This is a genomic window from Streptomyces sp. NPDC045470, assembly GCF_040646595.1.
Lineage (GTDB): Bacteria > Actinomycetota > Actinomycetes > Streptomycetales > Streptomycetaceae > Streptomyces.
In genome coordinates this window covers 1-22,801 of record NZ_JBEZAN010000008.1, presented here as the reverse complement: position 1 = coordinate 22,801, position 22,801 = coordinate 1, and the positions used below count along the sequence as shown (strand labels likewise).

Annotated in this window: 20 protein-coding genes and 1 pseudogene; 7 read left to right on the top strand and 14 right to left on the bottom strand. The window is 72.3% G+C overall.

Going from position 1 to position 22,801, the window contains the following annotated elements; translation table 11 throughout:
- Positions 1 to 64: 64 nt before the first annotated feature.
- Entirely contained in the window at positions 65 to 514 is a 450-nt protein-coding gene (locus AB0A97_RS22600) for a cupin domain-containing protein (protein WP_361152767.1), read from the bottom strand.
- 222 nt (positions 515 to 736) lie between these two features.
- Between AB0A97_RS22600 and AB0A97_RS22595 the strand changes: the two genes are divergently transcribed.
- Both AB0A97_RS22595 and AB0A97_RS22590 read left to right on the top strand, forming a co-directional pair.
- A complete protein-coding gene (locus AB0A97_RS22595) occupies positions 737 to 1,381 on the top strand; it encodes a CatB-related O-acetyltransferase (RefSeq protein ID WP_361152765.1) in 645 nt (214 codons plus the stop codon).
- A gap of 206 nt (positions 1,382 to 1,587) precedes the next feature.
- Positions 1,588 to 1,998, top strand: coding sequence for a hypothetical protein (locus AB0A97_RS22590; protein WP_361152762.1), 411 nt, complete (start codon positions 1,588 to 1,590; stop codon positions 1,996 to 1,998).
- A 9-nt stretch (positions 1,999 to 2,007) separates the two neighbouring features.
- Here the strand turns inward: AB0A97_RS22590 and AB0A97_RS22585 are convergent, their stop codons facing one another.
- The 7 genes from AB0A97_RS22585 to AB0A97_RS22555 form a co-directional block, all read right to left on the bottom strand.
- Entirely contained in the window at positions 2,008 to 2,967 is a 960-nt protein-coding gene (locus tag AB0A97_RS22585) for a serine protease (RefSeq protein ID WP_361152760.1), read from the bottom strand.
- 196 nt (positions 2,968 to 3,163) lie between these two features.
- Positions 3,164 to 4,267: a methyltransferase domain-containing protein gene (locus AB0A97_RS22580; RefSeq protein ID WP_361152757.1), complete on the bottom strand. Its 1,104-nt coding sequence runs from the start codon at positions 4,265 to 4,267 to the stop codon at positions 3,164 to 3,166.
- 200 nt (positions 4,268 to 4,467) lie between these two features.
- Entirely contained in the window at positions 4,468 to 5,082 is a 615-nt protein-coding gene (locus tag AB0A97_RS22575) for a hypothetical protein (protein ID WP_361152755.1), read from the bottom strand.
- 478 nt (positions 5,083 to 5,560) lie between these two features.
- The gene (locus AB0A97_RS22570; protein ID WP_030017597.1) at positions 5,561 to 6,397 is read right to left on the bottom strand and encodes an RNA polymerase sigma factor SigF; all 837 of its coding nucleotides are present in this window, start codon (positions 6,395 to 6,397) and stop codon (positions 5,561 to 5,563) included.
- 191 nt (positions 6,398 to 6,588) lie between these two features.
- Positions 6,589 to 7,398: an RNA polymerase sigma factor SigF gene (locus AB0A97_RS22565; protein WP_031012303.1), complete on the bottom strand. Its 810-nt coding sequence runs from the start codon at positions 7,396 to 7,398 to the stop codon at positions 6,589 to 6,591.
- A gap of 212 nt (positions 7,399 to 7,610) precedes the next feature.
- On the bottom strand, positions 7,611 to 7,904 hold the full coding sequence (locus AB0A97_RS22560) for a Dabb family protein (protein ID WP_030017599.1): 294 nt from the start codon (positions 7,902 to 7,904) through the stop codon (positions 7,611 to 7,613).
- An 82-nt stretch (positions 7,905 to 7,986) separates the two neighbouring features.
- Positions 7,987 to 8,151 carry a hypothetical protein gene (locus AB0A97_RS22555; protein WP_167745376.1) on the bottom strand — a complete coding sequence of 55 codons (165 nt, stop codon included), beginning with the start codon at positions 8,149 to 8,151 and terminating at the stop codon, positions 7,987 to 7,989.
- A 615-nt stretch (positions 8,152 to 8,766) separates the two neighbouring features.
- Between AB0A97_RS22555 and AB0A97_RS22550 the strand changes: the two genes are divergently transcribed.
- Together AB0A97_RS22550 and AB0A97_RS22545 are read left to right on the top strand one after the other, a co-directional pair.
- The gene (locus AB0A97_RS22550) at positions 8,767 to 9,135 is read left to right on the top strand and encodes a metalloregulator ArsR/SmtB family transcription factor (RefSeq protein WP_361152751.1); all 369 of its coding nucleotides are present in this window, start codon (positions 8,767 to 8,769) and stop codon (positions 9,133 to 9,135) included.
- A 100-nt stretch (positions 9,136 to 9,235) separates the two neighbouring features.
- Positions 9,236 to 12,205, top strand: a complete 2,970-nt coding sequence (locus tag AB0A97_RS22545) for a cation-transporting P-type ATPase (protein WP_361153373.1) — start codon at positions 9,236 to 9,238, stop codon at positions 12,203 to 12,205.
- Here the strand turns inward: AB0A97_RS22545 and AB0A97_RS22540 are convergent.
- On the bottom strand, positions 12,196 to 13,830 hold the full coding sequence (locus AB0A97_RS22540) for an LCP family protein (protein WP_361152748.1): 1,635 nt from the start codon (positions 13,828 to 13,830) through the stop codon (positions 12,196 to 12,198). The two genes, AB0A97_RS22545 and AB0A97_RS22540, sit on opposite strands and share 10 nt — an antisense overlap.
- Before the next feature lie 182 nt (positions 13,831 to 14,012).
- Between AB0A97_RS22540 and tatA the strand changes: the two genes are divergently transcribed.
- Both tatA and AB0A97_RS22530 read left to right on the top strand, forming a co-directional pair.
- Complete coding sequence (gene tatA, locus AB0A97_RS22535; RefSeq protein ID WP_361152746.1) at positions 14,013 to 14,255, top strand: Sec-independent protein translocase subunit TatA; 243 nt, start codon at positions 14,013 to 14,015, stop codon at positions 14,253 to 14,255.
- Positions 14,256 to 14,346: 91 nt separating this feature from the next.
- On the top strand, positions 14,347 to 14,754 hold the full coding sequence (locus AB0A97_RS22530; RefSeq protein WP_361152743.1) for a hypothetical protein: 408 nt from the start codon (positions 14,347 to 14,349) through the stop codon (positions 14,752 to 14,754).
- A 90-nt stretch (positions 14,755 to 14,844) separates the two neighbouring features.
- Here AB0A97_RS22530 and AB0A97_RS22525 read toward each other — a convergent pair whose 3' ends face one another.
- The 5 genes from AB0A97_RS22525 to AB0A97_RS22505 all read right to left on the bottom strand — a co-directional run bounded on the left by AB0A97_RS22525 (position 14,845) and on the right by AB0A97_RS22505 (position 21,914).
- Complete coding sequence (locus tag AB0A97_RS22525; RefSeq protein ID WP_361152741.1) at positions 14,845 to 15,795, bottom strand: pirin family protein; 951 nt, start codon at positions 15,793 to 15,795, stop codon at positions 14,845 to 14,847.
- 22 nt (positions 15,796 to 15,817) lie between these two features.
- Positions 15,818 to 17,014: an acyltransferase gene (locus AB0A97_RS22520; protein WP_361152738.1), complete on the bottom strand. Its 1,197-nt coding sequence runs from the start codon at positions 17,012 to 17,014 to the stop codon at positions 15,818 to 15,820.
- Positions 17,015 to 17,441: 427 nt separating this feature from the next.
- A complete protein-coding gene (locus AB0A97_RS22515; protein WP_361152736.1) occupies positions 17,442 to 17,948 on the bottom strand; it encodes a hypothetical protein in 507 nt (168 codons plus the stop codon).
- Positions 17,949 to 18,062: 114 nt separating this feature from the next.
- Entirely contained in the window at positions 18,063 to 18,464 is a 402-nt protein-coding gene (locus tag AB0A97_RS22510) for a hypothetical protein (protein WP_361152734.1), read from the bottom strand.
- A gap of 72 nt (positions 18,465 to 18,536) precedes the next feature.
- Positions 18,537 to 21,914 (bottom strand): ALF repeat-containing protein, encoded by a 3,378-nt coding sequence (locus tag AB0A97_RS22505; RefSeq protein WP_361152731.1) that lies wholly within the window; start codon positions 21,912 to 21,914, stop codon positions 18,537 to 18,539.
- Positions 21,915 to 22,483: 569 nt separating this feature from the next.
- Here AB0A97_RS22505 and AB0A97_RS22500 point away from each other — a divergent pair.
- Positions 22,484 to 22,801 (top strand): annotated as a pseudogene (locus AB0A97_RS22500) (DUF4232 domain-containing protein); the annotation flags it as partial.

The window sequence follows — 22,801 nt, the reverse complement described above, 5'->3', positions numbered from 1 at the left end:
GTGAGTACGGGGCTCTTCCGGTACCAGTGTCCCAGGTGGCGGGGGCCGGGCCCGGCGTGGTCGGCTACCGCGGCCCGGTCTCCTCGTCCCGGTACAGCTCGGGTACGGACACCTTGATCGGCTCCTGCGCCGTGCGGGCGAGCACGACGACTGCCGGTTCGTCCGGGCCGGGGTTCTCTTCGCGGTGCGGGACGAAGGGCGGGACGAGTACGAAGTCGCCGGGGTGCGCGGCGATCCGTACCTCCTGTTCGCCGTCGTGGTGGACGAAGACGGGATGGCCGCTGACGACGTGGATTCCCGTTCCGGACGCGCCGTGGTGGTGGTTGTCCGTCGAGCTGAGCGGCGGGTTCTCGGCCCTTCCCGTCCAGAGCCGCTTCGAGCCGACGGTGCAGCCGCTGATCGCCGCGTGGCCGTCCAGCTCGCCGGACCGGACGAGGCGGACGCGGTTGCCGCGTGGCGCGTCGGGGTCGGTTCCGGCGTCCGGTGTGGTCCCGGTGTCGTGCCGGCTGGTCATCGTGGTGCCCCCTGGTTCGCGCTACGGCCTTCAGCGGGCAACAGGTTGCGCCCGCCTCTACGGGCCGGCAAGTTCCCTTGCCGGATGGGCAACTTGGGTCCGGTGGACGGTTAACCGATCGCCTGCGGTGGCGGTGGCTGCGATCATGACGCGAGGGGCGGGCCCGAGGCACCGGCCCGGTCCGTATCCCACCGCTCACCCCCTATGAGAGGGCGCTGCCCCATGCCACTAGTCCCCGCTGACCCGAACGTCGTGCACCCGATGCCCGGCCAGCCGCGGGTGGTGCTGCTGAAGCCCCTCGTCACCTCGCCGCTCATCGAGGTCGGCGACTTCTCGTACTACGACGACCCGGACGACCCGACCGCGTTCGAGACGCGGAACGTGCTGTACCACTACGGGCCCGAGAAGCTGATCATCGGCAAGTACTGCGCGCTGGGCGAGGGCGTGCGGTTCATCATGAACGGCGCCAACCACCGGATGGACGGGCCCTCGACGTTTCCCTTCCCGATCACGGGCGGGTCGTGGTCCGACCACTTCGACCTGATCAGCGGGCTGCCGGGCAAGGGCGACACGGTGGTCGGCAACGACGTGTGGTTCGGGTACCGGTCCATGGTCATGCCGGGCGCACGGATCGGCCACGGCGCGGTCATCGCGTCCGGCGCCGTCGTCGTGGACGACGTACCCGATTACGGCATCGTCGGCGGCAACCCGGCCAAGCTGATCCGCCGCCGCTACGACGAGGCGGACATCGGCCGGCTGCTCGAACTGGCCTGGTGGGACTGGCCGGTCGAGCACATCACCGAGCATGTGCGGACGATCATGTCGGGGTCGGTGGCGGAGCTTGCGGCGGTGGCGCCCAAGCCGTAAGCCGTAGGCCGCGGGGCGTGGGGTGTGGGGTGTGGGGTGTGCAGCGTGGGACGCGGGTCAAGCGGAGCCAAGAAGACGGCCTGGATCGACCGGCGCTTCATGGGGAGCATGCCGGTAAGTTCCAAGGAGCGCGAAGCCGTGAGGGTGTTCATCGGCACACGCCATGCAGAAGGCAGGACCGCTCATGACCTCGTGTGGGTGGACACGTGTCCTTCGTACTTGTCGCGGCCGCCGTCCTGGCGGTGGAGGCCGTCATCCTGATGATCGCCTGTTTCGGCGTCGAACAGCGGGACTGGCGCTACGCCGGAGAGCCTCGCGGGGAGGACGAAGCCGCTCCCCACCAGCGTGACGACGTCAGGCCCGGCCCCGGCCTGATGTACGCGGTCGCCGCGCTGGCCATGGTCGGCACCGGCGTGCTGAGCGGCACCGACTTCGAGTTGAGCATCCGCACCCTCGGCGTGCTCGGCGTACTCGGTGTCGTGGTGCCGGGATACGCGGGCCAGTCCGTGCTGCTGTTCAGCACTCGGGGCCTCAGGGCACCGCGCACGGGTTGGCGGGGGGCGCCGGCGTACGTACTGGCCGCGCTCGGCGGGGCCGCCGCGGTCGCTTTCAACTGACCACTCGTGTCACGTGCCGACTGCCTGGCGGAGGATCGGGTTGGCGGCGCGCACCCCCGGCAGCAGCCCCGGCAGCAGTGCCGGTACGTCGGCGAACGCCGCGTCGGCGGGCTGACCGCAGACCTTTCCGGCGGTCTCGCCGGCGAAGCTGAAGATGCCGGCGAGTTCAGGGCCGCGCCGCCCCCAGGTCACCAACGGGCTGCCGCTGTCACCCTCGCACATGGTCGTGGCGGTGCGGCCCGGCAGGTCGGCGCGCGCATCCCGGGCGCAGAAGACCGATACCTCGTCCACCACCGCGGGTGTCTGCGCGGCGCACTGCTCGTGACGTCGTACGGTGAGGTCGCCGCGGCGCAGGACGTCGCCGCGTAGCTCCACGCCGGGCCGGGACGGGTCGGGCGCGGCCGTGGTGCCGTGGCTGAAGATCGATACGGGGGTGCCGGGGCGTGGCCGGTGCTGTGCGACGGGGAGCGGCTTGACGCCGCGTATCGGTGCGCTGAGCCGTAGTTCGGCCAGGTCGTGGGCGGCCGAGGACAGTTCCGGGTGGTCGGGGCCCGCGGGGGACGGCAGGAGCTTGTAGCGCGGGTGCAGGGTGGCGCTGCGTACGTCGCGTACGGTGCCGGGGTCCTGCGAGAGGACCGAGGAACCCAGGTGGACTTCCATGCGGTGAACGTCCACACCGTCCACGCAGTGGGCCGCGGTGAGGACGCGGTCGGGCGCGACGAGGACGCCGCCGCAGGACGCCCGGTCCAGCAGCGGGGTGTCGCCTTTCTTGGCCAGCGTCGCCAGCCAGGGTGCGGCGCCTGGCCGGGGTAGCTGCGTGCCGCCGGACATGGCCCGGGCGGGGCCTGCGGTGCCGATGGCTGTGGCCAAGAGGGTGACGGCGGTCAGGGCGGCCGCCCCCAGCGCCACACCGGCCCGCCCGCCCGCCCGGCGCTCCGCGAGCCCGTACCGTCGTTGCTTCTGCCCCACGTGCCGCTCCCCGCTCCCGGCAGGCTGGGGCTTGCTCGGCCCGTTCCTGCGCCCCTGACTGTTACGGGAGTTGAAGATAGCGCGCAGGCATGCGGAAGGAGTCAGCCTGCGGTCGCGTCAGGGGTCAGCCTGCGGGGTGACGACCCTGATGCGCTCTCGGGGGCGCACGCCTGGACATCCGTACCCCCTCGGCTCCTTACGGGCCCACCGGCCAGCTCGGCCCGTCCTCCGAGCCGAACCACGTCCGGTGCTCGGCACCGTCCACCGTCATGCCGAACTCGAACTCCTCCGGGCTGTCCGTCTCCAGCCACCACGCGTAGGCCCGTTCGGCCTCGGTGGCCAGGTCGCGGTCGCCCCACTGGTACGACTCCCCGGCGCACACGTAGGCCCAGGCGGCGTCCGCGGACAGCCACCAGGCGGGGGCGGCGTCCGGCGTGAGCGTACGGATCGCGTGGACGCCGGGCAGTTGGAGGCCGAGGGCGAAGCGGGCGTGGAAGTCGTCGAGGAGGTCCGGCGGGAGGGCGGACGTCCCGTACCGGCTCTCCGCCCATCGCCGCGGGGTGCAGACGCGCGGGAGCGGCTTGTCGGTGCGGCGCCGGCCGCGCAGATCCATGAAGGTCAGCGGTATGCCGAAACGGCCGCCGGCGACGCGGCGGTCGGCACCGAGGGTCAGGACGGCCAGGCCGGCGGGCTGGAGCGTGGACTTCCACGGCGTGACGATGCGCGCGCCGGGGGCGGACTGGGCGATCCAGGCGGCGGGGACGCGGGACGACGACGCCGTGCAGAGGACCCGGTCGTACGGCGCGTCCTGCGCATGGCCGCGCTCACCGTCCGCGCAGGCCACGCGGGGCCGGTAGCCGAGGCCGGGCAGCCGCGTGCGGGCCGCGTCGGCCAGCGTCCGGTCGATCTCGACGGTGGTGAGATCGGCGTGGCCGACCCGCTCGCACAGCAGCGCCGAGTCGTAGCCCGTACCTGTACCGATGTGCAGTACGCGGCTGCCGGCGTCCGGGTCGGTGGCGGCGAGGGTGGTCAGTACGGCATCGGCCGCGCTGAGCGAACTGGTGGGCAGCCGGCCCGTACCGTCGGCGTGCACCGGCCGGCCGACGTCCACCTGCGTGACCACGGGCTCGGTGGGGTGGTGAACCGGCGCCGCCCACCGTTGCTCGTCGTCGGCGCGGGCGACGGGGTGGTTGCGGTCGTCGTCGGGGTGCCACACCCAGACGGTGTCGGGGGCGAACGCGTCCCGGGCGTCGAGCAGACGCAGGGTCCGGGTGTGGTGGTGCGACAGGTCGGTCGTCACCGGTGCTTGCCGCCACCGGGCTCGGACACGTCAGGGTGCTGCCCGTCACTGTCCCGTGGCGACGGCTGCTGAGGCCGGGGGGGGTCGGGGGAGGCGGCTTACCGTGTGAGCCCATAGGTTCCAGCTCCTTGTGCCGGCAGCGTGTGCCGCGGTTCCGTCTGCCCCGCCCCCGATCACTCCGCCCCGGCCGCCCTGGTCCGTCAGCGCCAATCGACATCCACGTCCCGGGTCTCGATGTGCATCCCCAGAGGTACGCGCCAGGCGGACACGCAGACGCGCCAGGTGGCGGTGCGGCGGGCGTGGCCGGTGAGGGGGGCCGGGAGCGGGTGGGTGGAGGTGCGGGTGGCCCAGTCGATGCCCAGGGCGCCGATGATGTGGGTGCCGAAGGTGATGGTGCCCGAAGTGACGGGCCGGTCGCCGGTGTTGTGCAGGGAGACGGAGACCTTTTCGCACCATCGGACGTCGGTGCCCGTGCGGTTGACGGGGCCGGTGGTGAGGTGGGGCGGGGTGTCGGGCTTGGGGGTGGGCGAAGGGGTGGGGCTCGGGTCGGGGTTGGGGCCCGGCCTGGAGGCGGGGGGTGTGGCGGAGGGCCGCTGAGAAGGGTGTCCGGAGGGGTGGCCGGGAGGAGGGCCGGGGGTGGAGGCGGTGTCGTGGTCGGCGTCACGATCGGTGCCGCTGCCTCTGGCTTGGTTCCGGGGGGTGGCCGGGGGAGCCGGGCCGGAGTCGGGGGTGTTGGCCGTGCCGGGGGCCGCCGGAGGTGGGGAGGCGTACGGGGGCGAGCCGTTGCCGGGTGCGGGGGTGCCGGCTCCGTCCAAGGGAGTGAGGGTGATCCCGTCGTGCGGGGGTACCGGTCTCGTCGGGGACCGGCCGTCCGCCGGGCCGGCGGCGCCCACCGCGGCGTGGCCGCGGCCGTCGTCGCTGCCGCAGGCGCTGAGCAGCGCGGCCAGGCACAGGGCGGTGACCGGCAGAAGGGCGCGCGGGAAGTGTGATGCGCGCGGGAGGTAGGGGGCGCGCAGGAGGAATGCGACACGCGGGAGGCACGGGGCACACAGGGAGTGTGGTGCGCGCGTGGGCAGGTGTGGCTGCTGGGCGTGCGGAGTACGGGGATTGCGGGGATTACGGGGAGCACTTGCGGGTCTCAGGGCGCGCGTGATCCGTCGCATCGGGCCAGTGTCACTGACGGCGCGTCAGTTGCATAGGCCCGGTACGGCAGGGCGTCGGCCCGTACGGGAAGCGGGGAGCCGGACGGTGCCGGCCGGCCGAGCCGCCCGAGGGTGTGGGCCTCGCCCCGGCTCAGTCCGAGATCAGGCCGTCGCGCAGCGTCGCCAGGGTGCGGGTCAGCAGGCGGGAGACGTGCATCTGGGAGATGCCGACCTCTTCGCCGATCTGGGACTGTGTCATGTTGGCGAAGAAGCGCAGCATGATGATCTGGCGCTCCCTGGGCGGGAGTTTGGCCAGCAGGGGCTTGAGGGACTCGCGGTACTCCACGCCCTCCAGCGCGCTGTCCTCGTAGCCCAGTCGGTCCGCGAGGGAGCCCTCGCCGCCGTCGTCCTCGGGGGAGGGGGAGTCGAGCGAGGAAGCGGTGTAGGCGTTGCCGACCGCGAGGCCGTCGACGACGTCCTCCTCGGACACGCCGAGGCACTGGGCCAGTTCGGTGACGGTGGGGGAGCGGTCGAGCTTCTGGGCCAGTTCGTCGCTGGCCTTCGTCAGGGCCAGGCGCAGCTCCTGAAGGCGGCGCGGGACGCGGACCGACCACGAGGTGTCGCGGAAGAAACGCTTGATCTCGCCGACCACCGTCGGCATCGCGAACGTCGGGAATTCGACACCGCGTTCGCAATCGAAACGGTCGATGGCCTTGATCAGGCCGATCGTGCCGACCTGGACGATGTCCTCCATCGGCTCGTTGCGACTGCGGAAACGTGCCGCCGCGTAACGCACCAGCGGCAGGTTCAGTTCGATGAGGGTGTCGCGTACGTACGTGCGCTCCGGGCTGTCCTTGTCGAGCGTGGCCAGCCGCAGGAAGAGGGAGCGGGAGAGCGTACGGGTGTTGAGAGCGTCGTCGTCGTGCACATGTGGTGCCGGCGCGGGAATCGCGGGAAGCACCTTCGAGCTGCCCAGTTCTACGGACATGCCACCCCCTTGAGGTCGCGGTCGGGTCGCTGCGGCGCCCTCGGTCCGCGGCGGAACCGAGAACTTATGCCTCCACCTGAATACCGGAGGCGGCGCCACGGCAAACGCGGTTCCTGCAGAATGTCACATGTCGGCAACACGCTGTAGCGCCATGTCGACATATCTGTGCAGGAACGGGTAGCCCGTCCCGGTTAGGCTTCGATCCTGTTTGCGGACCGCAGTCGTGCGAAGCTCCGCGACAGTAGCCGCGACACATGCATCTGCGACACCCCCAGCTCGGCGCTGATCTGAGATTGCGTCAAGTTGCTGTAGTAACGGAGGAGCAGGATGCGCTGTTCGCGCTCGGGGAGCTGGACGAGGAGGTGCCGGACGAGGTCCCGGTGCTCGACCCCGGCCAGCTCCGGATCCTCGTACCCGAGCCGGTCCAGCAGGCCCGGCAGGCCGTCACCCTCCTGAGCGGCCTCCAGGGAGGTCGCGTGGTACGAGCGGCCCGCCTCCAGACAGGCCAGCACCTCGTCCTCGCCGATCTTGAGCCGTTCGGCGATCTCCGCGGTCGTCGGCGACCGGCCGTGCAGCACGGTCAGGTCCTCCGTGGCGCCGTTGACCTGCACCCACAGCTCGTGGAGGCGGCGTGGCACGTGGACGGTGCGCACGTTGTCCCGGAAATAGCGCTTGATCTCGCCGACCACGGTCGGCATCGCGAAGGTGGGGAACTGGACCCCGCGGCCGGGGTCGAAGCGGTCGATGGCGTTGATGAGGCCGATCGTGCCGACCTGGACGACGTCCTCCATCGGTTCGTTACGGCTGCGGAAACGTGCCGCCGCGTACCGGACCAGCGGCAGGTTGGCCTCGATCAGGGCGGCGCGCACCCGGGCGTGCTCCGGCGTGCCCGGCTCCAGGCTCGTGAGCTCGGCGAACAGCACCTGTGTGAGTGCCCGTGTGTCCGCGCTCCTGCTCTCGCGGGATGGCGCCTTGGGCGCAGTTCGGGCCGTCACGGTCACGCCACCCTTCTCAGTCCATTCAACCGGCAAAAGCGGTCATAGCATCACAAGACATGTGCACTGTGTGCAAGCACCGCATAACGCCGTGTTGATCGCAGAGTTGATCGACGAGCAGGCGTACGCACGGCCGGGACCGGGCATGACGAAGCCCCTCGCCCGCGAGGCGGGACGAGGGGCGGGACGAGGGACGTGCGCGCGGCCGGAGCCGCGGCTCAGAACTCGTAGTCGGCGATCACCCAGGTGGCGAACTCGCGCCACTGCCCTGCGGCGGCCTGATGGGCCGGGTGTTCGATATAGCGCTTGAGGGCGTCGGTGTCGGCCACGGCGGAGTTCACGGCGAAGTCGTACGCGATCGGCCGGTCCGTGATGTTCCAGGCGCACTCCCAGAACTCCAGCTCGGGAATCTGGTCGGCCAGCTCCTGGAACGCCTTCACGCCGGCCACGACCCGCGGCTCGTCACGTCCGACACCCTCGGCGAGCTTGAAAAGAACCAGGTGGCGTATCACTGGGCGGTCCTCCGTACGGTCGGCCCGTGGCCGTCCCGCGCCGTACGTCCCGCTCCGTACGTCTGCGTACGGCCGGCGCGTCCTACGAGATCAGCTGGGTCATGAACTCGCCGACGCCGTGCGCGGCCGACGAAATGCCCTCGAACCCTATCTGCACGAGATCGGCGGCGCGTGCCGGGGACGTGATGATCGTGTACAGGACGAAGACGACGACCACGTACAGCGCGATCTTCTTCGCTTGCGCCATCTGACTGTCCCCGTCTCCCCTACGGCAGCTCCCGCCCGCCCTTCCCCAGAGAGCAGACCGGGTGAGTGTAACCACTTCCGTAACAGGGGGTGGAGTCGACGGGAGGGAGGCGGGAGGCGGGAGGAGGGGGAGAAGGAGGCGGGAGAGGTGAGGGGAAGAAGGAGAGAGGTGTGAGAGGTGGGGTTCGCGTGCTGACCGGGACTTTAAGGACCAAAGGCCCTTGGAGGCAGGCCCTTTGCCTGCGTCCGGTAAAGGGGCGCGCGGAGCAGGATGGTCGTGTGCCCGGCGGATCTGGCAGGAATGCGCGGGGTACGGGACCCGAGCCTCACTGCGGGGTCCACGCCGCAAGCTTCCCCCCTGACGGCGGCGCGGACTTTGAGGCCCGGTCCACCATCGGGGGAAACGGCATGTCCCCCCGTTGCCGTTTCCCCCGACCGTACGACGGAGCCCCGGCTCCGGGCCCCCGGGCCCGGGACCGGGGCTTCTGCCGTTCGGGAGCGGGGCCGGAAGCAGGCCCCCGTTCGTACGGGAGTGCAAGGCGCCCGGCGCCTAGACTGGGACCTTTCGGGGGCACGGGCCCGTCCCTGGGCGGCCCTGGGCGGATGGAGAGCGGCTGTGACGAGTGGCGTCGAGGACGTGGCGGATCCGTCGGCCGAGGTGCTGACGGAGGCCGCGGCGACGTTCGGGCTGCTCGCGTCGCCCGCGCGCCTGCACATCGTCTGGGTGCTGGCGGGCGGCGAGTGCGACGTGAGCGGGCTGGCGGAGCGGGTGGGCGGCGCGCTGCCCGCGGTGAGCCAGCACCTGGCGAAACTGAAGCTGGCGGGGCTGGTGCGGTCGCGGCGCGAGGGCCGCCGCGTGGTGTACCTGGTGGACGACCCCGACGTGGTGTCGATGGTGCGGTGGCTGGTGGGGCAGCTGACCGACCGGACGGGCCGGGCCGACGGCCCGGTGGTGCCGGGACGCGTCCGTGGCTTGGGCGCCTGAGAGGGCCGTGGGCTCCGCGTCCGCTCGTACGCAAGGGCAGACGGAGCCGGGCCGGCGCACCACCGCACCACCGGGCGTACGGGCGGACGGCGGCGCCCGGCTGCGCGACACCCCCGGCCTCACGGCGCTGGAAACCCTGCGGTCCCTGGAGAGCGGCCCGCGCGGCCTGACCGAGACGCAGGCCGAGGAGCGGCTGCTGCGGTACGGCGACAACGCGGTGCCCGAACGGCGGCCCGCCGGCCGGCCCTGGCGCTTCGTGCGCAGCCTGCGCGATCCGTTCACGACCGTACTGCTGTGTCTGGCCCTGGTCTCGGCCGCCGTCGCCTCCTGGGGGGCGGCGTGTGTGATCGCGGTGCTGGTGGTGGTCAGCGCGGTGCTGCGGTCCAGCGGCGAGTACCGCGCCGAACGGTCCACGGCGGCGCTGCGCGAGCTGATCGCCACGACGGCGACGGTGCAGCGGCGGCCGGAGGGCGGGGCTGCCGGGGTCGCGGCATTCGGCGTACGGGCGGCGCGGGCTCCGGGTGCGTCACAGGGCGCGGGCTTCTCGGGAGAGGTGACCACCAGGGAGATACCGGTCGATCAGCTGGTGCCGGGCGACGTGATCCGCCTCGGGCCGGGCGACCTGGTCCCCGCCGACCTGCGGTTGCTGCGCGCGAGCGGGCTGACGGTACGCCAGGCGCCGCTGACGGGGGAGTCGGCGCCGGTGGCGAAGCATCCGGTGGAGGCCGGTACCGACATCTCCGGTACCGACACCTCCGGCAGCGGGGCCTTCGGTACCGGCGCCTCCGGTACCGGCCCGGACCTCTTCGAACGGCCCGAGCTGTGCTTCCAGGGCAGCAGCGTCGCGTCCGGCAGCGCCACCGCCGTGGTGCTGGCGACCGGCGCCGACACGGTCTTCGCCGGTACGTACCGGACCGGTACGTACCGGCGGCCGTCCGGAAAGGGCGCGTCCGGGGCGCGCGGCACCCGGCGTACGCGCCCCACGAGCGCCTTCGACCGCTCCGTGAACGGCGTCTCCTGGACCCTCATCCGCTTCATGCTGCTCACGCCGCCGCTGGTGCTGATGGCCAACGCCGCGCTGCGCGGCCGCGGCCTGGAGACGCTGCCGTTCGCCGTCGCGGTGGCGGTCGGGCTCACGCCCGAGATGCTGCCGGTCATCGTCACCACCGCGCTCGCCCGGGGCGCGGCGCTGCTCGCGCGCGGCGGCGAGGTGATCGTCAAACGGCTGCCCGCGCTGCACGACCTCGGCGCGATCGACGTGCTGTGCACGGACAAGACCGGCACCCTCACCCAGGACCGCCCGGTCCTGGACTGCTCCTTCGGCCCCGACGGCCGGCCGGCGCCCGGGCCGTTGCACTGGGCGGCTGTCAACAGCCTGTGGACACTCCAGCTCGCCGAACTGCCGACGCCGGACGCGCTCGACGAGGCGGTCCTGGAGGCGGCCGAGAACGACTTCGACGAACTGCTGGCGTACGAGGGCATCGCCGCGCTGCCCTTCGACCCGGTACGCCGTACGTCGTGCGCGGTGGTCCGTACGGACGCTGCCGCGGGGGCCGACCTCCGGCTCGGCGCACACACGCTGGTGGTCAAGGGCGCGCCCGAGGACGTACTGGAGCGCTGTGCCCGTGTCCGTACGGGGGGAGACGGCCCCGCCTCCCCCGCAACCCCCGCCCCCCTCGAAGACACCGACCTGGACGACGCGGCCCGCGCCCGCCTGGCCCGGCTCGTCGCGGACCGTACGGCGGACGGGCTGCGGCTGCTGGCCGTCGCGGTCGCCGAGCGGCCCGCCAGGCCCGGCCGCCGCTACACGCCGGCGGACGAGCGCGGCCTGACCCTCGTCGGCTTCGTCGGCCTGCGCGACGCGCTCACGCCGACCGCCGCCGCGGCCTGCGCGGGCCTCGCGCGTCGCGGCGTCGCGGTGAAGATCCTCACCGGCGATCACCCGGGCACCGTCACCCACGTCTGCCGGGAACTCGGACTCGACACCGGCCCCGGCGCGGTGGTCACGGCCGACCGGACCGACGGCCTCACGGACGCGGAACTCGCCCGGCTCGCCGCCCGCACGACGGCCTTCGCGCGCTGCACACCGGAGCACAAGGCGCGGATCGTGGAGGCCCTGCGGGCGGGCGCGGGGCCGGGAAAGGGCGCGGGCCCGGGACCGGACACAGGTCAGGGCCCGGGTGCGGCGGTGGGTCCGGATACCGCGGCGACCCCGCCCCGTACCGTCGGCTTCCTCGGCGACGGTGTCAACGATCTGCCCGCGCTGCACGCCTGCGACGTGGGCATCGCCCCGCGCGACGCCGTCGACGTGACCCGTGAGGCGGCCGATGTGGTCCTCGCCTCGAAGGACCTCGGCGCCATCGACGGCGCGATCGTCGCGGGCCGCCGCAGCAGCGCCAACATCGCCACGTACCTGCGCATCACCCTCTCCTCCAACCTCGGCAACGTCATCGCGATGCTCGGCGCCGGGCTGCTGCTGCCGTTCCTGCCGATGCTTCCGGCGCAGGTCCTGGTGCAGAACCTGTGCTTCGACGCGGTCCAGCTCGCGTTCGCCTTCGACCGGCCGGGTCCCGCCGCGCTGCGCCGGCCGGCGGCCCTGCGCCCCGCCGACCTGCTCCGCTACATCACCGGTTTCGGCCTGCTCAACGCGGCGGCCGACCTGGCCACCTTCGGCGTGCTGGTCCTCGCGGTGCACGGCTCCGGTGATCCGGGCGGCCAGGACGCGTTCCACGCGGGTTGGTTCACGGAGAACCTGCTGACGCAGGCGCTGGTGATGTACCTGCTGCGGACGGGACGCCGCTCGGCGGAAGGCCGGGCGCCCGGCCCGATCCGGATCGCGGTCTGCGCGCTCGCCGTCATCGGGCTGCTGCTGCCCCCGTCGCCGCTGGGCCCGCTGCTGGGGATGGCACCCCTGCCTCCCCTCTATTACGGGCTGCTGGCGGCGGTGCTGGTGCTGTACGGGGCCGGGCTGGCACGGGCCAAGGACCGGTACGACCGTAAAGCGGCCGCAGCGGACGCGGAGCCCGCGGAGAACACGGGCCCCGGCCCCGGCGCGTCACCTCAGCCGTAGGACAAATCCGAGCAGATGTTGTCGTCGGCCGAGCGGGCCTTGCCGGCGATCTCCGACGATCCGGACGCCGACGACCCGGGCGAGGGGGCCGGGCCCGGGGCGGTGGCGGCGGGGGACTCCAGCGCCGGGTCGGACGCGTACGCGGTGCCCAGGACGACGTTGACGCCCGCGGTGGCCGTCGGCACCAGCCGGGCGCCGCGGAAGTGCGCGGCGACGGTCTTGGCCTCGGTCTCCTTGCCCGCGCCGTACTCCACGACGGTGGTCGCGTGGTCCTGGGTCCGCGCGGTCGACGTGCCGGTGACGGTGAAGCCCGCGGACTTGAGCTGGTCGGCGGCGCGGGCGGCGAGGCCGGTGGCGGTGGTGCCGTTGTAGACGGTGACGCTGATGCCCGTACCGGTACCGGTACCGGTACCGGTACCGGGGCCGGTGCCCGTACCCGGAGCCTTCGCATCCGCGGAAGAGGACGGTGACGGTCCCGGGGACGCCGCTCCGCCGCCCCCGGCCGACCCCGGCCCGCCCGCGTCCTTCCCGTCCAGGGTGCGGTCCGCCTTGATGTCCGCCCAGAGCGCGTCCGCCGCCGGGTGCACGATGGCGACCCGGGCGCCCTGGTAGCGCCAGGGCAGCGTGACGAATTTGGTGTTGTGCAGGTCGATGTCCTTCAGGGACATCGCGAAGGAGAGCAGCTTGTCGGCCGAGTCCAGGCCGGGGTCGACGGTCATGGACTGGGTGGCGGCGTTGGCCAGCGGCAGCAGGGTGGTGGGGTTGAAGCCCTGCTCCTTGACCTTCTTGATGAGGGAGCCGACGAACGCCTGCTGGCGCTGGATACGGCCGATGTCCGAGTTGTCGCCGAGGCCGTGCCGGATGCGGACGTAGTCGAGCGCCTGCCGGCCGGAGACGTTCTGCGGGCCCTTGGCGAAGATCCGCTCGCCGCGGGAGTGCCGGTTCGGGTTCAGGTCGCCCTGGTAGATGTCCTTCGGCAGGCAGACGGGTACGCCGCCCACCGCGGACGTCATCTTCGAAAAGCCCTCGAAGTCGACGACGACGGTGTGGTCGACGCGTACGCCGGACAGCTTCTCCACCGTGTTCTGGGTGCAGGCCGGGTTGCCCCGCGCGCTCTCGCCGACCGAGAACGCCGCGTTGAACATGACGTTGTGCTGCGCCGCCGTCCACTTGCCGTTCGGGAGCCGGCACGGGGGTATCTCCACCAGGGTGTCCCGGGGTATGGAGACGGCGACCGCGTGTTTGCTGTCGCCGTATATGTGCAGCAGGAAGGCGGTGTCCGAGCGGCCCACGTCGCCCTCGCCGCCGCCCAGCGAGCTGTTGTCGCCCGACCGCGAGTCGGAGCCGATGACCAGGACGTTCTGGCCGCCGGCGCCCTCGGCGGGGCGCTGCGGGCTGACCCCTTCCGCCCCGAAGGTGGTGATGTTGCCGTTGAGCTTGAAGTAGAACCAGCCGGCGCCCGCGGTGATCAGTACGAGCAGCGAGACGGCGACGATGCCGGCCGTCCGCAGCGGGCGCCGCCTGCCGCGTACGGTCCGGCCCTGCGCCCGGCCCGCCCCGCTCCGGCCCGTCCTCCCGGACCGCCCGGAGCTCGCGGCCACCGCCTTGTGGCTGCTTGCTGTCATGTGTGCACCTCACCCGCGTGGCTCTTCGTACCGGGGAAGACGGAAGATCCGGCCCGTTGGTTGTACAGTTGCGCAATGTAGCAAGTTATAAAGCGGACAAGCGGCCACGCGGACCAGCGGACATGCGGGCGGCCGGACGCGTGGGCAGACGGAAGCAGACGGAAGAGGAAGGCGGGACGGCGATGCTGCGGAACGGACTGGAGCCCTGGCACCTGCTGATCGTGGCGATCGTGGTGATCCTGCTGTTCGGCTCGAAGAAGCTGCCGGACACGGCACGCGCCCTCGGCAAGTCGCTGCGCATCCTCAAGAGCGAGACCAAGGCGATGAAGGACGAGAACGGCGACGACAGGAACGGGCCGGGCGCGGGAGTCGTGCGGGCGGGGGAGACGGCGGCCGCGAACGACCGCGGCCCGGCGGCTCACTGACCGGCCGGTCGCCCCGGAGTTCCATAATGGTTGACGCGCGTCGCGATCAGCGTGCCGCGCCCGCACCGACCACGAGGGGATACCGGACCGGATGAGCACCGAGCGCAAGCCTTCCGAACACGCCGTACGCGCAAGGGGCAGGCGGGTCACCGCGGTGGTCGTGGCCCTGCTGCTCGGCCTGATGGGCGCCGCGGGCTCGGCGGCAGCGGCGGCGCCCGCCGCTCCGGCGGTCGCCCGCAGTGTCCAGCAGCAGGCCGGCGGCGCACCGGCCGCGCAGGCGGAGGCCGCTCCGGCTTCCGCCCATCACGTGACGACGGCGGCCTTCGGGTCCAAGGACAAGGACGGCGACAAGAAGGACAAGAAGAAGAAAAAGGGCTTCTTCAAGAAGCTCGGTATCTTCCTCATCGTGCTGCTGATCATTTTCCTGGTCGTCATCATCGTGGTGATCTGGCTGATCGTGCACTTCGTGCGCAAGGCGTTCCGCCGCCGCAACCGCTGACGTCCCGCGCGGCACCGAGCGGTCCGCGACGCCCCCGCCGCGAGCCCGGCCTCGCGGCGGGGGCGCCGTGCTGCCGGGGTCTTGCGCCGCTCAGCGCACCCGGCCGCGCGGCTTCAGCGCCACCGTGGGGAGTTCGGGCGCGGGCAGCCGGCCGCCGTCGTATCCGCGGACCTCGCCGAACCGGGAGCCGGAGCGGGAGCCGGTCATCCAGTCCCGCCGGGCCTCTTCGACGTCCTCCTGGGAACGGCCCACGAAGTTCCACCACATGACGATCTCCTCCTCGAACGGCGGGCCGCCGAGCAGGACCGTCCGCGCGGGCGTGTCCGACGCGTTCGTCAGCGTGAGGTCGTCGCGGCCGGGGGCGGCGTAGCCGAGTTCGGCCGGGCGCAGCGGTGTGCCGGACAGGCGGACGGTGCCGTGGTCGACGAGCAGGCCGTGTTCGAAGGCCGGGTCGACGGCGAGGGTGGCCGTCGCCCCCGGGGCGAGGACGATCTCGGCGCCGAGCAGCGGGCTGGACGTACGTACCGGGGAGGTCACCCCGGCCAGGGTGCCGAGGAAGACGCTGACCTCGGCCCCGCCGACCCGTACGGAACCGGGCACGTGGTGCTGGAAGTCCGCCCGCGTGTGCCGGTGTTCGCCGGGGAGCGCGACCCACAGTTGCACCCCGTGCAGCACGGTGGTCCGCGCCGTCGAGACCTCCGAGTGGCTGATGCCGTGGCCGCCCGTCATGAGGTTCAGCTCGCCGGGCCGTACGTACGCGTGGGTGCCCAGGCTGTCGCGGTGCTCGATCTCGCCGCTGAACAGCCAGCTCACCGTCTGCAGGCCGGTGTGCGGGTGCGGAGCGACGTCCATGCCGCCCGTCGCGGCGACGTCGTCGGGGCCGTAGTGGTCGGCGAAGCACCAGGCGCCGATGAGGGTGCGGGAGCGCTGCGGCAGCGTACGGCGCACGGTCATCGCCCGCGGGCCGCCCAGGGGGACGTCGCGGGGGGTGAGGACGTCGATGCCGGGCAACTCGGCAGGCCCGGCGTACTCGTTGCTCATGTGCGCAGCCTTCCCGGGCGGGTCACCGTGACATGGTAATTGTACGTTCAACTTCTTCGCCCCTGGCGCTGTCCGCTGCCCGGGAACCGGCGGGTACCGACACCCGTACCGGCGGCGCCTCGGGCGGCCGGGCGGGCTTGCGGCGCGGAGCCATGTGCCGGCGGGCGTCGTCGACGCCCTTCCGCAGGACGGTCCGCAGCCACTTCCCGAAGGGGCGTTCGACGAAGCGGTGGATGAGCCAGGCGGCGACGAGCATGAGCGCCGTCACCGAGATCACCAGGAGCGGCGCGGAGACCCGGTTCCGGAAATGGTGGATCAGGGTCATGCCGATGTTCATGTGGATGAGATAGAGCGGGTAGGTGAGCGCGCCCGCGGTGGTGAGCCACTTCCACCGGATCCGGTCGAAGGCGCCGAGGGCGATCGCGCCGACCAGGGCGAAGCCCGCGATGATGACCAGGCGGGCCGGCCAGCCGGGCAGGGCGGACGCGGCGGCCTTGCCCAGGCTCGTGGCCATGCGGTAGTCGATGTACCGCTGGGCGAGCACCAGTTGTACGGCGATCAGGGCCCACAGGACCGCGTTCTGTCCGTGGCGCCGCATGAGGTGGAAGACGATGCCCGCGATGAAGAACGGCGCGTACTGCGGCATCGCGAACGCGGTCAGCAGCGGCGTGTTCAGGCCCGGGGCGAGCGCGGCGGCCGCCGTCCACACGCCGCACAGGATCAGGCAGTTGCGGTAGGTGACTCCGCACCACACCACCGCGACCATGATCAGGTAGAACTTGAGCTCCACGAAGAGCGTCCAGTACACCGGGTCGACGTCGGGGGAGTCGTCCCCGGACTGGAGCATCGACAGGTTGTTGATCACCCGGTCCAGGCCGCGGAAGGAATCGACCTCCGGCCACATCTTGACGACCAGCGTGGTGAGCAGGATGCCCGCCCAGTAGGCGGGGAACAGCCGGGAGACGCGGGAGACGGCGAAGTCGCCCAGCGAGCGGCCCCACACGCTCATGCAGATGACGAAGCCGCTGATGAGGAAGAAGACCTCGACGCCGAGCCACCCGTACTGGGCCGGGCCGCGCACGGCCGGGAAGATCGTGCTCGTGTCGTGTCCCCACGGCCGGGCGAGTGCGACGTAGTGGTAGAAGACCACCATCAGCGCGGCCAGCAGCCGTAGCCCGTCCAGCGCGGCGAGCCTGTTTCCCGAGCGGAGCCCGGCCATCGTGTACCCCCTTGAACGCCCGGGTCACGGGCGCTTCATGCCTACAGATGGAGACGGGCACCGGTCGCGGGGACCGGTGCCCGGGACGTCTGCGTCTCCTGCATTCACCGGTCAGCAGGTGATGGATGCGAAATTTGGAAAATCCGGCAGAGCCGGTCGCGTCTGCCGATGATGATGAGCGCGGGGCGGGCGGGGTTCATCTCGAAACGGTCAATAGGAGACCTGTGGCAGCTTTGGCAAGTCCGGGTGAGGGCGGGGGCGGTGGGGCGGCGGGTGCGGCGTGTACGTGCGTGACCGGCCGCTCGTACGTGATCGGCCGCCCGTACGTGAGTGGCCGCTCGTACGTGACCGGCCGCCCGTGAGCACGCTGCGGGCCCCCGTGCCGCCGGGGGCCCGCGCCATGGTCGTCCGGCCCGTGGCCGTCCGGTCAGAGGGAGGTGGATATCTCCATGAGGAAGTGCGGACGGCCCTGCGGGTCGGCGGTCTCTCCGGCCGCCTTCCACTGGTTCTTCGCCAGGCTGATGTTCTGCTTGTTGCCGTCGGCGGTCAGCGTCATCTCCGCCTTGTGCGCGGCGTCCGCCTTCACGCCGTACACCCCCGGGATCTCCAGGCTCAGATAGCCGGTCCGCCCGGTGACCCGGAAGCAGATCCTGTCCTTGCCTCGCGCGTACACCTCCATCAGCTCGCCGGTGGAGGTGCAGTCGGCGAGCACGATGTGCCCGTCGCCCCGCTTGAGTATGATGCCGCGTTCTTTCTCGATCTTGTCGGCCCCCGGGTAGGCGAAGTCCTCCACGGCGTATCCGGGCTGGTCGGCGGAGGCGCCGGCCGGCCGGGCGGTGGCCGGGTTCTCGGTGGCATGGGCCACGGTGACGACGGTGGCGGCGCAGGCCGCGATGGCCGTTCCGGTGACGATGACGCGTCGTGCCGTTTTCATGATTTCTCCTTCGTGGGTAAGGGAAATACGGGCCGGGCCAGGGGATTCACGGCCGGCCGGGAGTGGCTCGGCCGGTGCCGAAAAGGCGCCTGCCGTAGCCGGAGATGACGGTCTTCATATGGCGAAAGCGACGAGGGCGAGAGTGGCCATGAAGGTGAGGAGAAAGATGGCCTTCTGCTTGCCCGTGACCTCGTCCATCGGCTTCCCCGAGCGTTTCAGGGCGAGCTGGCGCTTGACGTATCCGGCGAACAGACACCGCAGGATCACCAGAATGACCATGGTGGCGGTGTAGAGGAGCAGCGGCAGCCGCCCCTCGTAACCGCGCACCGCCGAATTCACGGCGATCGCCGCGGCGCCGACCAGGGGGAGCGAGGCCGCGATGACTCGGTCGCGCGCGGTGGTGGCCATGGACTGCGCGGCCACGGCCAGCGCGATCCCGGAAACGACGGCGGCCACCCACCACTGGGCGGTGGTGGTCAGCGTGGAGGTCAGCACGGCACTTTCTCTCTTCTTCACAGCCGGATGGACAAGCAGTGCGGAGTGGGCGGGGCCGGGCCCCGCCTCACCCGGGCGGTACGGGGAAAAGGGCTACCAGGTGAGCCAGCCGACGACGGTGGTCGTCACGTCGTGCGCGACGCTGGATACCTTCTCCCCGACCTTTTTGCCGACCTGGGCCCCGAACTCCGGCAACTCTCCGAACTTCTTGAGCACGGCTCCCGTGCCCTGGAAAATACCGCCGAGCGCGAACGCGCCGACCGCCTGCATGAATTCCGGGCTGCCCCACCCGTTGCCGAACCCGTTCAGTACGGCACTGACTCCTTGCAGGCCCCAGGACACCAGGCCGACCGCCCCGGCAACCGCTTCGAGGGGCGGGAAGAACACGCCACCGGCGGCCAGCACCAGCCCGGCCGAACCGACGACCGTGCTCCAGTGCCCGGTGACCTGGGCCCAGTCCTTGACGCTGGACGCGTCCTCGGGCCACATGCCCGATTCCACGTACCACGGCTTGTCGCTGTCCGCGCCCTGGGACGGATGGGTCCCCTTCGCCGCATCCTCTTTCGCCTTCTGGGCCGCCCGCCTCGCCTCGGCCTCGACCTCGGCCTTCCGCTTCGCCAGGGCGATCTGGCGGGCCTCGCCGGCAGCCGCGGCAGCGGCCTTGGCGTCCTTGCCCGCCTGGGTCGCGGCGGCCTGGGCCCGGGAGGCGGAGGCCTGGGCCTGCCACGCGGAGGCCACCGCCTGCTGCGCGGACGCCGACGCCTGCCGCATCGAGAAGTTGGCCGACCGGGCCGCTCCGCGTGCCGTCAGCGCGGCCTTGCTCGCGTCCTTCGCCGACTGGGCCGCGGCGGCGGCCGACTTGTCGGCGGCGTCCGCGTTGGCGCGCGCTTCCTTCGCCGATCCGGCGGCGTCCTCGGCATAGCCCTTCGCCTTGGCCGCCCAGGAGGTCGCCTCGGCCGCCGCGTTGCGGGCGTCCGCCGCCGCCTTGGACGCCCGGGCGGCGTTCTCCAGCGCCTCCGCGGCGGTCTTGGCGGCGAGGGCGATGGAGGCCCGTATGGCGGCGACATGGGTCGCCCGGTCCTGGTCGAGCCGTGCGATGTCGTACTTGTCGTGACTGACGAAGCCACGCCGCATACGGGCCGAGCCCTCCAGGACGATTTTCGCCGCCGACTGCATGTAAGGGCCGCCCGATTCGAGGAGGGCGAACACCTCGACCCGGTCGTCCTCCTTCACCGCTTCGGCCAGCTCCAGGCTGAGGAAGCGGTGCAGGGCCGCGGGGCTGCCGTCACTCAGTGCCGCCTCGGCCTTCGCCTTGACGGCCGCGCCCGGGTTCTCGTTGAGAATCCTGAAAACGGTGACGCGGTTGTCCGTGGCCGCCGCGTCGGTGATCCCGTGGTCCAGGAAACCGCGGACCGCGTCCGGGGTGTCGGCGGCCAGCGCCTTGTGCGCGGCGTCGGCGACGGCGGCGGTCGCCGACTTGGCGATGGCCAGGACGCTTTCCCGGTCGTCCTGCTGCTGGGCGATGAGGCGGTCGGTGTCGATCCAGTGGGCCACGTCCTGGTCGGTGCCCGCGAGCGCGAACTCCGCGGCCTCCCGGGTCCAGGTGCCCGTCGAGTCCAGCAGTCCGACCGCGGCCTGGCGTCCGGCGGAGACGGCCTTGGCGGTGTCACCGGCCCGCAGCGCCGTCTCCGCGGCGGTGATCAGGTCCGTGACGTCCTGCGCGATCCGTGCCGCCTGCGTACGCTGCCGGTCGGCCCGGTTCGTGTCCTCGGTCTCCGCCTTCGCCCTGAGGCGCGCCTCCGCGACGCCCAGCTCGGTGTCCGCGTCGATCCGGGCGGCTTCCGCTTCGCGGGCCGCCTTCTCGACCTGCTGGGCCTTCTTGACCGCGTCGGCGGCCGTGGTGGCCGCCGTCATCGCGGCTTCGGCGAAGGCGGTGGACCGCTTGGCGTACTCCACGGCCTTGCCCGCGTTCTTCGCCGCCTCGTCCGCCGCGTCCGCGGCCTTCTCCGCGTGGGCGGCGGCACTGTAGGCGGCATCGCGTGCCACGCGGGCGGCGTCGGCGGCCGCGTTCGCCAAGGTGCGGGCCGTACCCGCGGCCCGGGTGGCCCGCGCGGCGGCGGCATCGGCCTCGGCGGCGGCCTGGCGCGCCTTGGCCGCCTCGGACTTGGCGGCACCGGCGGCAGCGGCGGACTCGGCGGAAGCCCGGGCGGCCGCGGCGGCGTTCCGGGCCGCCCCCGCGGCGGACGAACCGGCGTCGGCGGCCTGCCGGGAGGCGATCGTCGCCTGGTCGGCTGCCTGCGCCGCCGTACGCGCACGGGCGGCGGCGTCCCTCGCGCCCTGGGCGGCGGCCCGAGCGGCGGACGCCTTGGACGCGTCCTTCGACGCGGCTATGGCGGCGTTGTAGGCACGGGCGGCGGCGTGGCCGGCCATCGCGGCGGCGGCAGCGGCGGCCTGGGCCGCCTGGGCGGCGCGGTGGGAGGCGGACTGGGCGGTGCGCGAGGCGGAGATGGCGGCGGCTGCGGCGTCGGCGGCCCCGCCGGCGGCTCTGGCGGCGTTGTTCGCGGCCAGAGCCGACTTGCGTACGTCCTGCTGGGCCTCCTTCGCCTCCTTCGCTGCCCGCAGCGCGGCTTCCTTGGCCTTTTCGGCGGCGGCCTGCGCGCGTGCGGAGGCCGTGACGGCCTGCTCGGTCTGCAGCTTCGCCAGCCGGCCCTCGCGCTGCACGATGGTGACCAACTGGTCGATGGTCGCGGACTCTTCGTCGCGTGCGCGGGCGATGAACTGGCCGGAGGTGAGGAACTGGTGCACCGCTTCGGGCGACCCGTCGTCCATGGCACGCTGCGCGTACTTCTTCACCTCGGGTGAGGCGCTGCTGAGGATGGAGAAGACCTCCACCCGCTCGTCCTCCTGCTGCGCGGTGTACTGCGTCTCCGCGAGGAACTGCTTCAAGGCTTTCGGGGTGCCCTGCTCCAGAGCCTTGGCGGCCTCCCGCCGCACAGCGGCACCACTGTTGTTCATGACGGTGAAGACGGCTGCCCGCAGGTCCTCCTCGACGGGCTTCTTGTACCCGTCGCTCAGGTACGCCGCGACTGCCGCGTCACCGGCGGTCAGCGCCGCGCCGCCCGTCTCGCTGACGGCTTTGCCCGCTTGGGAGATGCCGGTGAGGAGGGCGAAACGATTGTCCTCGGCCTTTGCCGTGGGCAGGTCGCGGGCGAGGAACGCGGAGACGACGGCCGGCCCGCCGATCAGCGCGGTGGCGGCCGCCTCCCGGACCGCCCGGCCACCGGTCTTGTACGCCCATACGGCCCGGCCGCGCTCGGTGTCGGGCAGCACGTCGTCCGGCGCGCCGCCGTCGGCCCCGGCGGCGCTGGCAGGAGCGGCGGACAAGGTGAGGATGGACGGCAGGGCGGGGACCGCGGCCGCCCCGGCGAGCGTGGTGAGTAAGCGGCGTCTGCTCCATAACGACGTCGTCAAAACGCACATCCTTCTCATGCAGAGTTCTTTGTTGTTTTTGCGTTCACACGCGCACGGGAAGCCGCAAACTTGGGAAACGGTGGCAGTTCTGGGCTTCATGCTGCATCTGGGACAACCGGCGGGCACATTACCTGATGGGTACAGGTATCCCTACGGAGTCCGGGAGAGAGGGGCGGGCTTTGGCAGGTAGGGCTGGCGGGGCGGGCGCGGCGGCAGTGGGGGGACAGTGACGGCGGCGACAGGCCCCGCCCCCTGTACGGGATGTGACGGCAAGTCGGCGACGACGTAGCCGATGGCGGTGACGTCCTGCGGGAAGGAGGCGGACGCGCATGCGCGCAGCCGCTGGCGCCGAGCGGGCAGGCGTCGGAGCGGGACGGATGGGAGTAGCAGTAGCCGTTCAACTTCTCGCGCCTACTGGGCCCTTGTGCGTGGCGAAGTCCCGTTGTCGCCGGTCCGCGTGGGCGTTAGCGGGGTGTTAGCGGTGCGGCAGCCCGGTGCCAAGGCCGGTGGACAGAGTGGGTGACGTACCGAGGAGACCACGGAAAACCGACCGCCCCGGGGGGCCCGCCATGACCGCCACCACCACCGCCCGCACCGCCCGTCGCCGCACCCTGCGCATCGCCGCCGCGACCCTGACCGCGGTCGCCGGCCTGACGCTGACCGCCTGCTCCGGCACGGACACCGGCACGGGCACCAAGGCCGCGACCCACCTGGACCCGGAAGCCGCCGCCGCGAACGTCGGCGGCACGGACCCGGACAGCACAGGCTCCGGCTCCTCCGGTGGCACGGGCACCGGCGGCACGGGCTCCGGCTCTTCCGGTGGCACGCAGGGTTCGGGGGCGCAGGGCGGTGCCGGGGCGAAGGCCGGGGCCAAGCCGGGCGGCGCG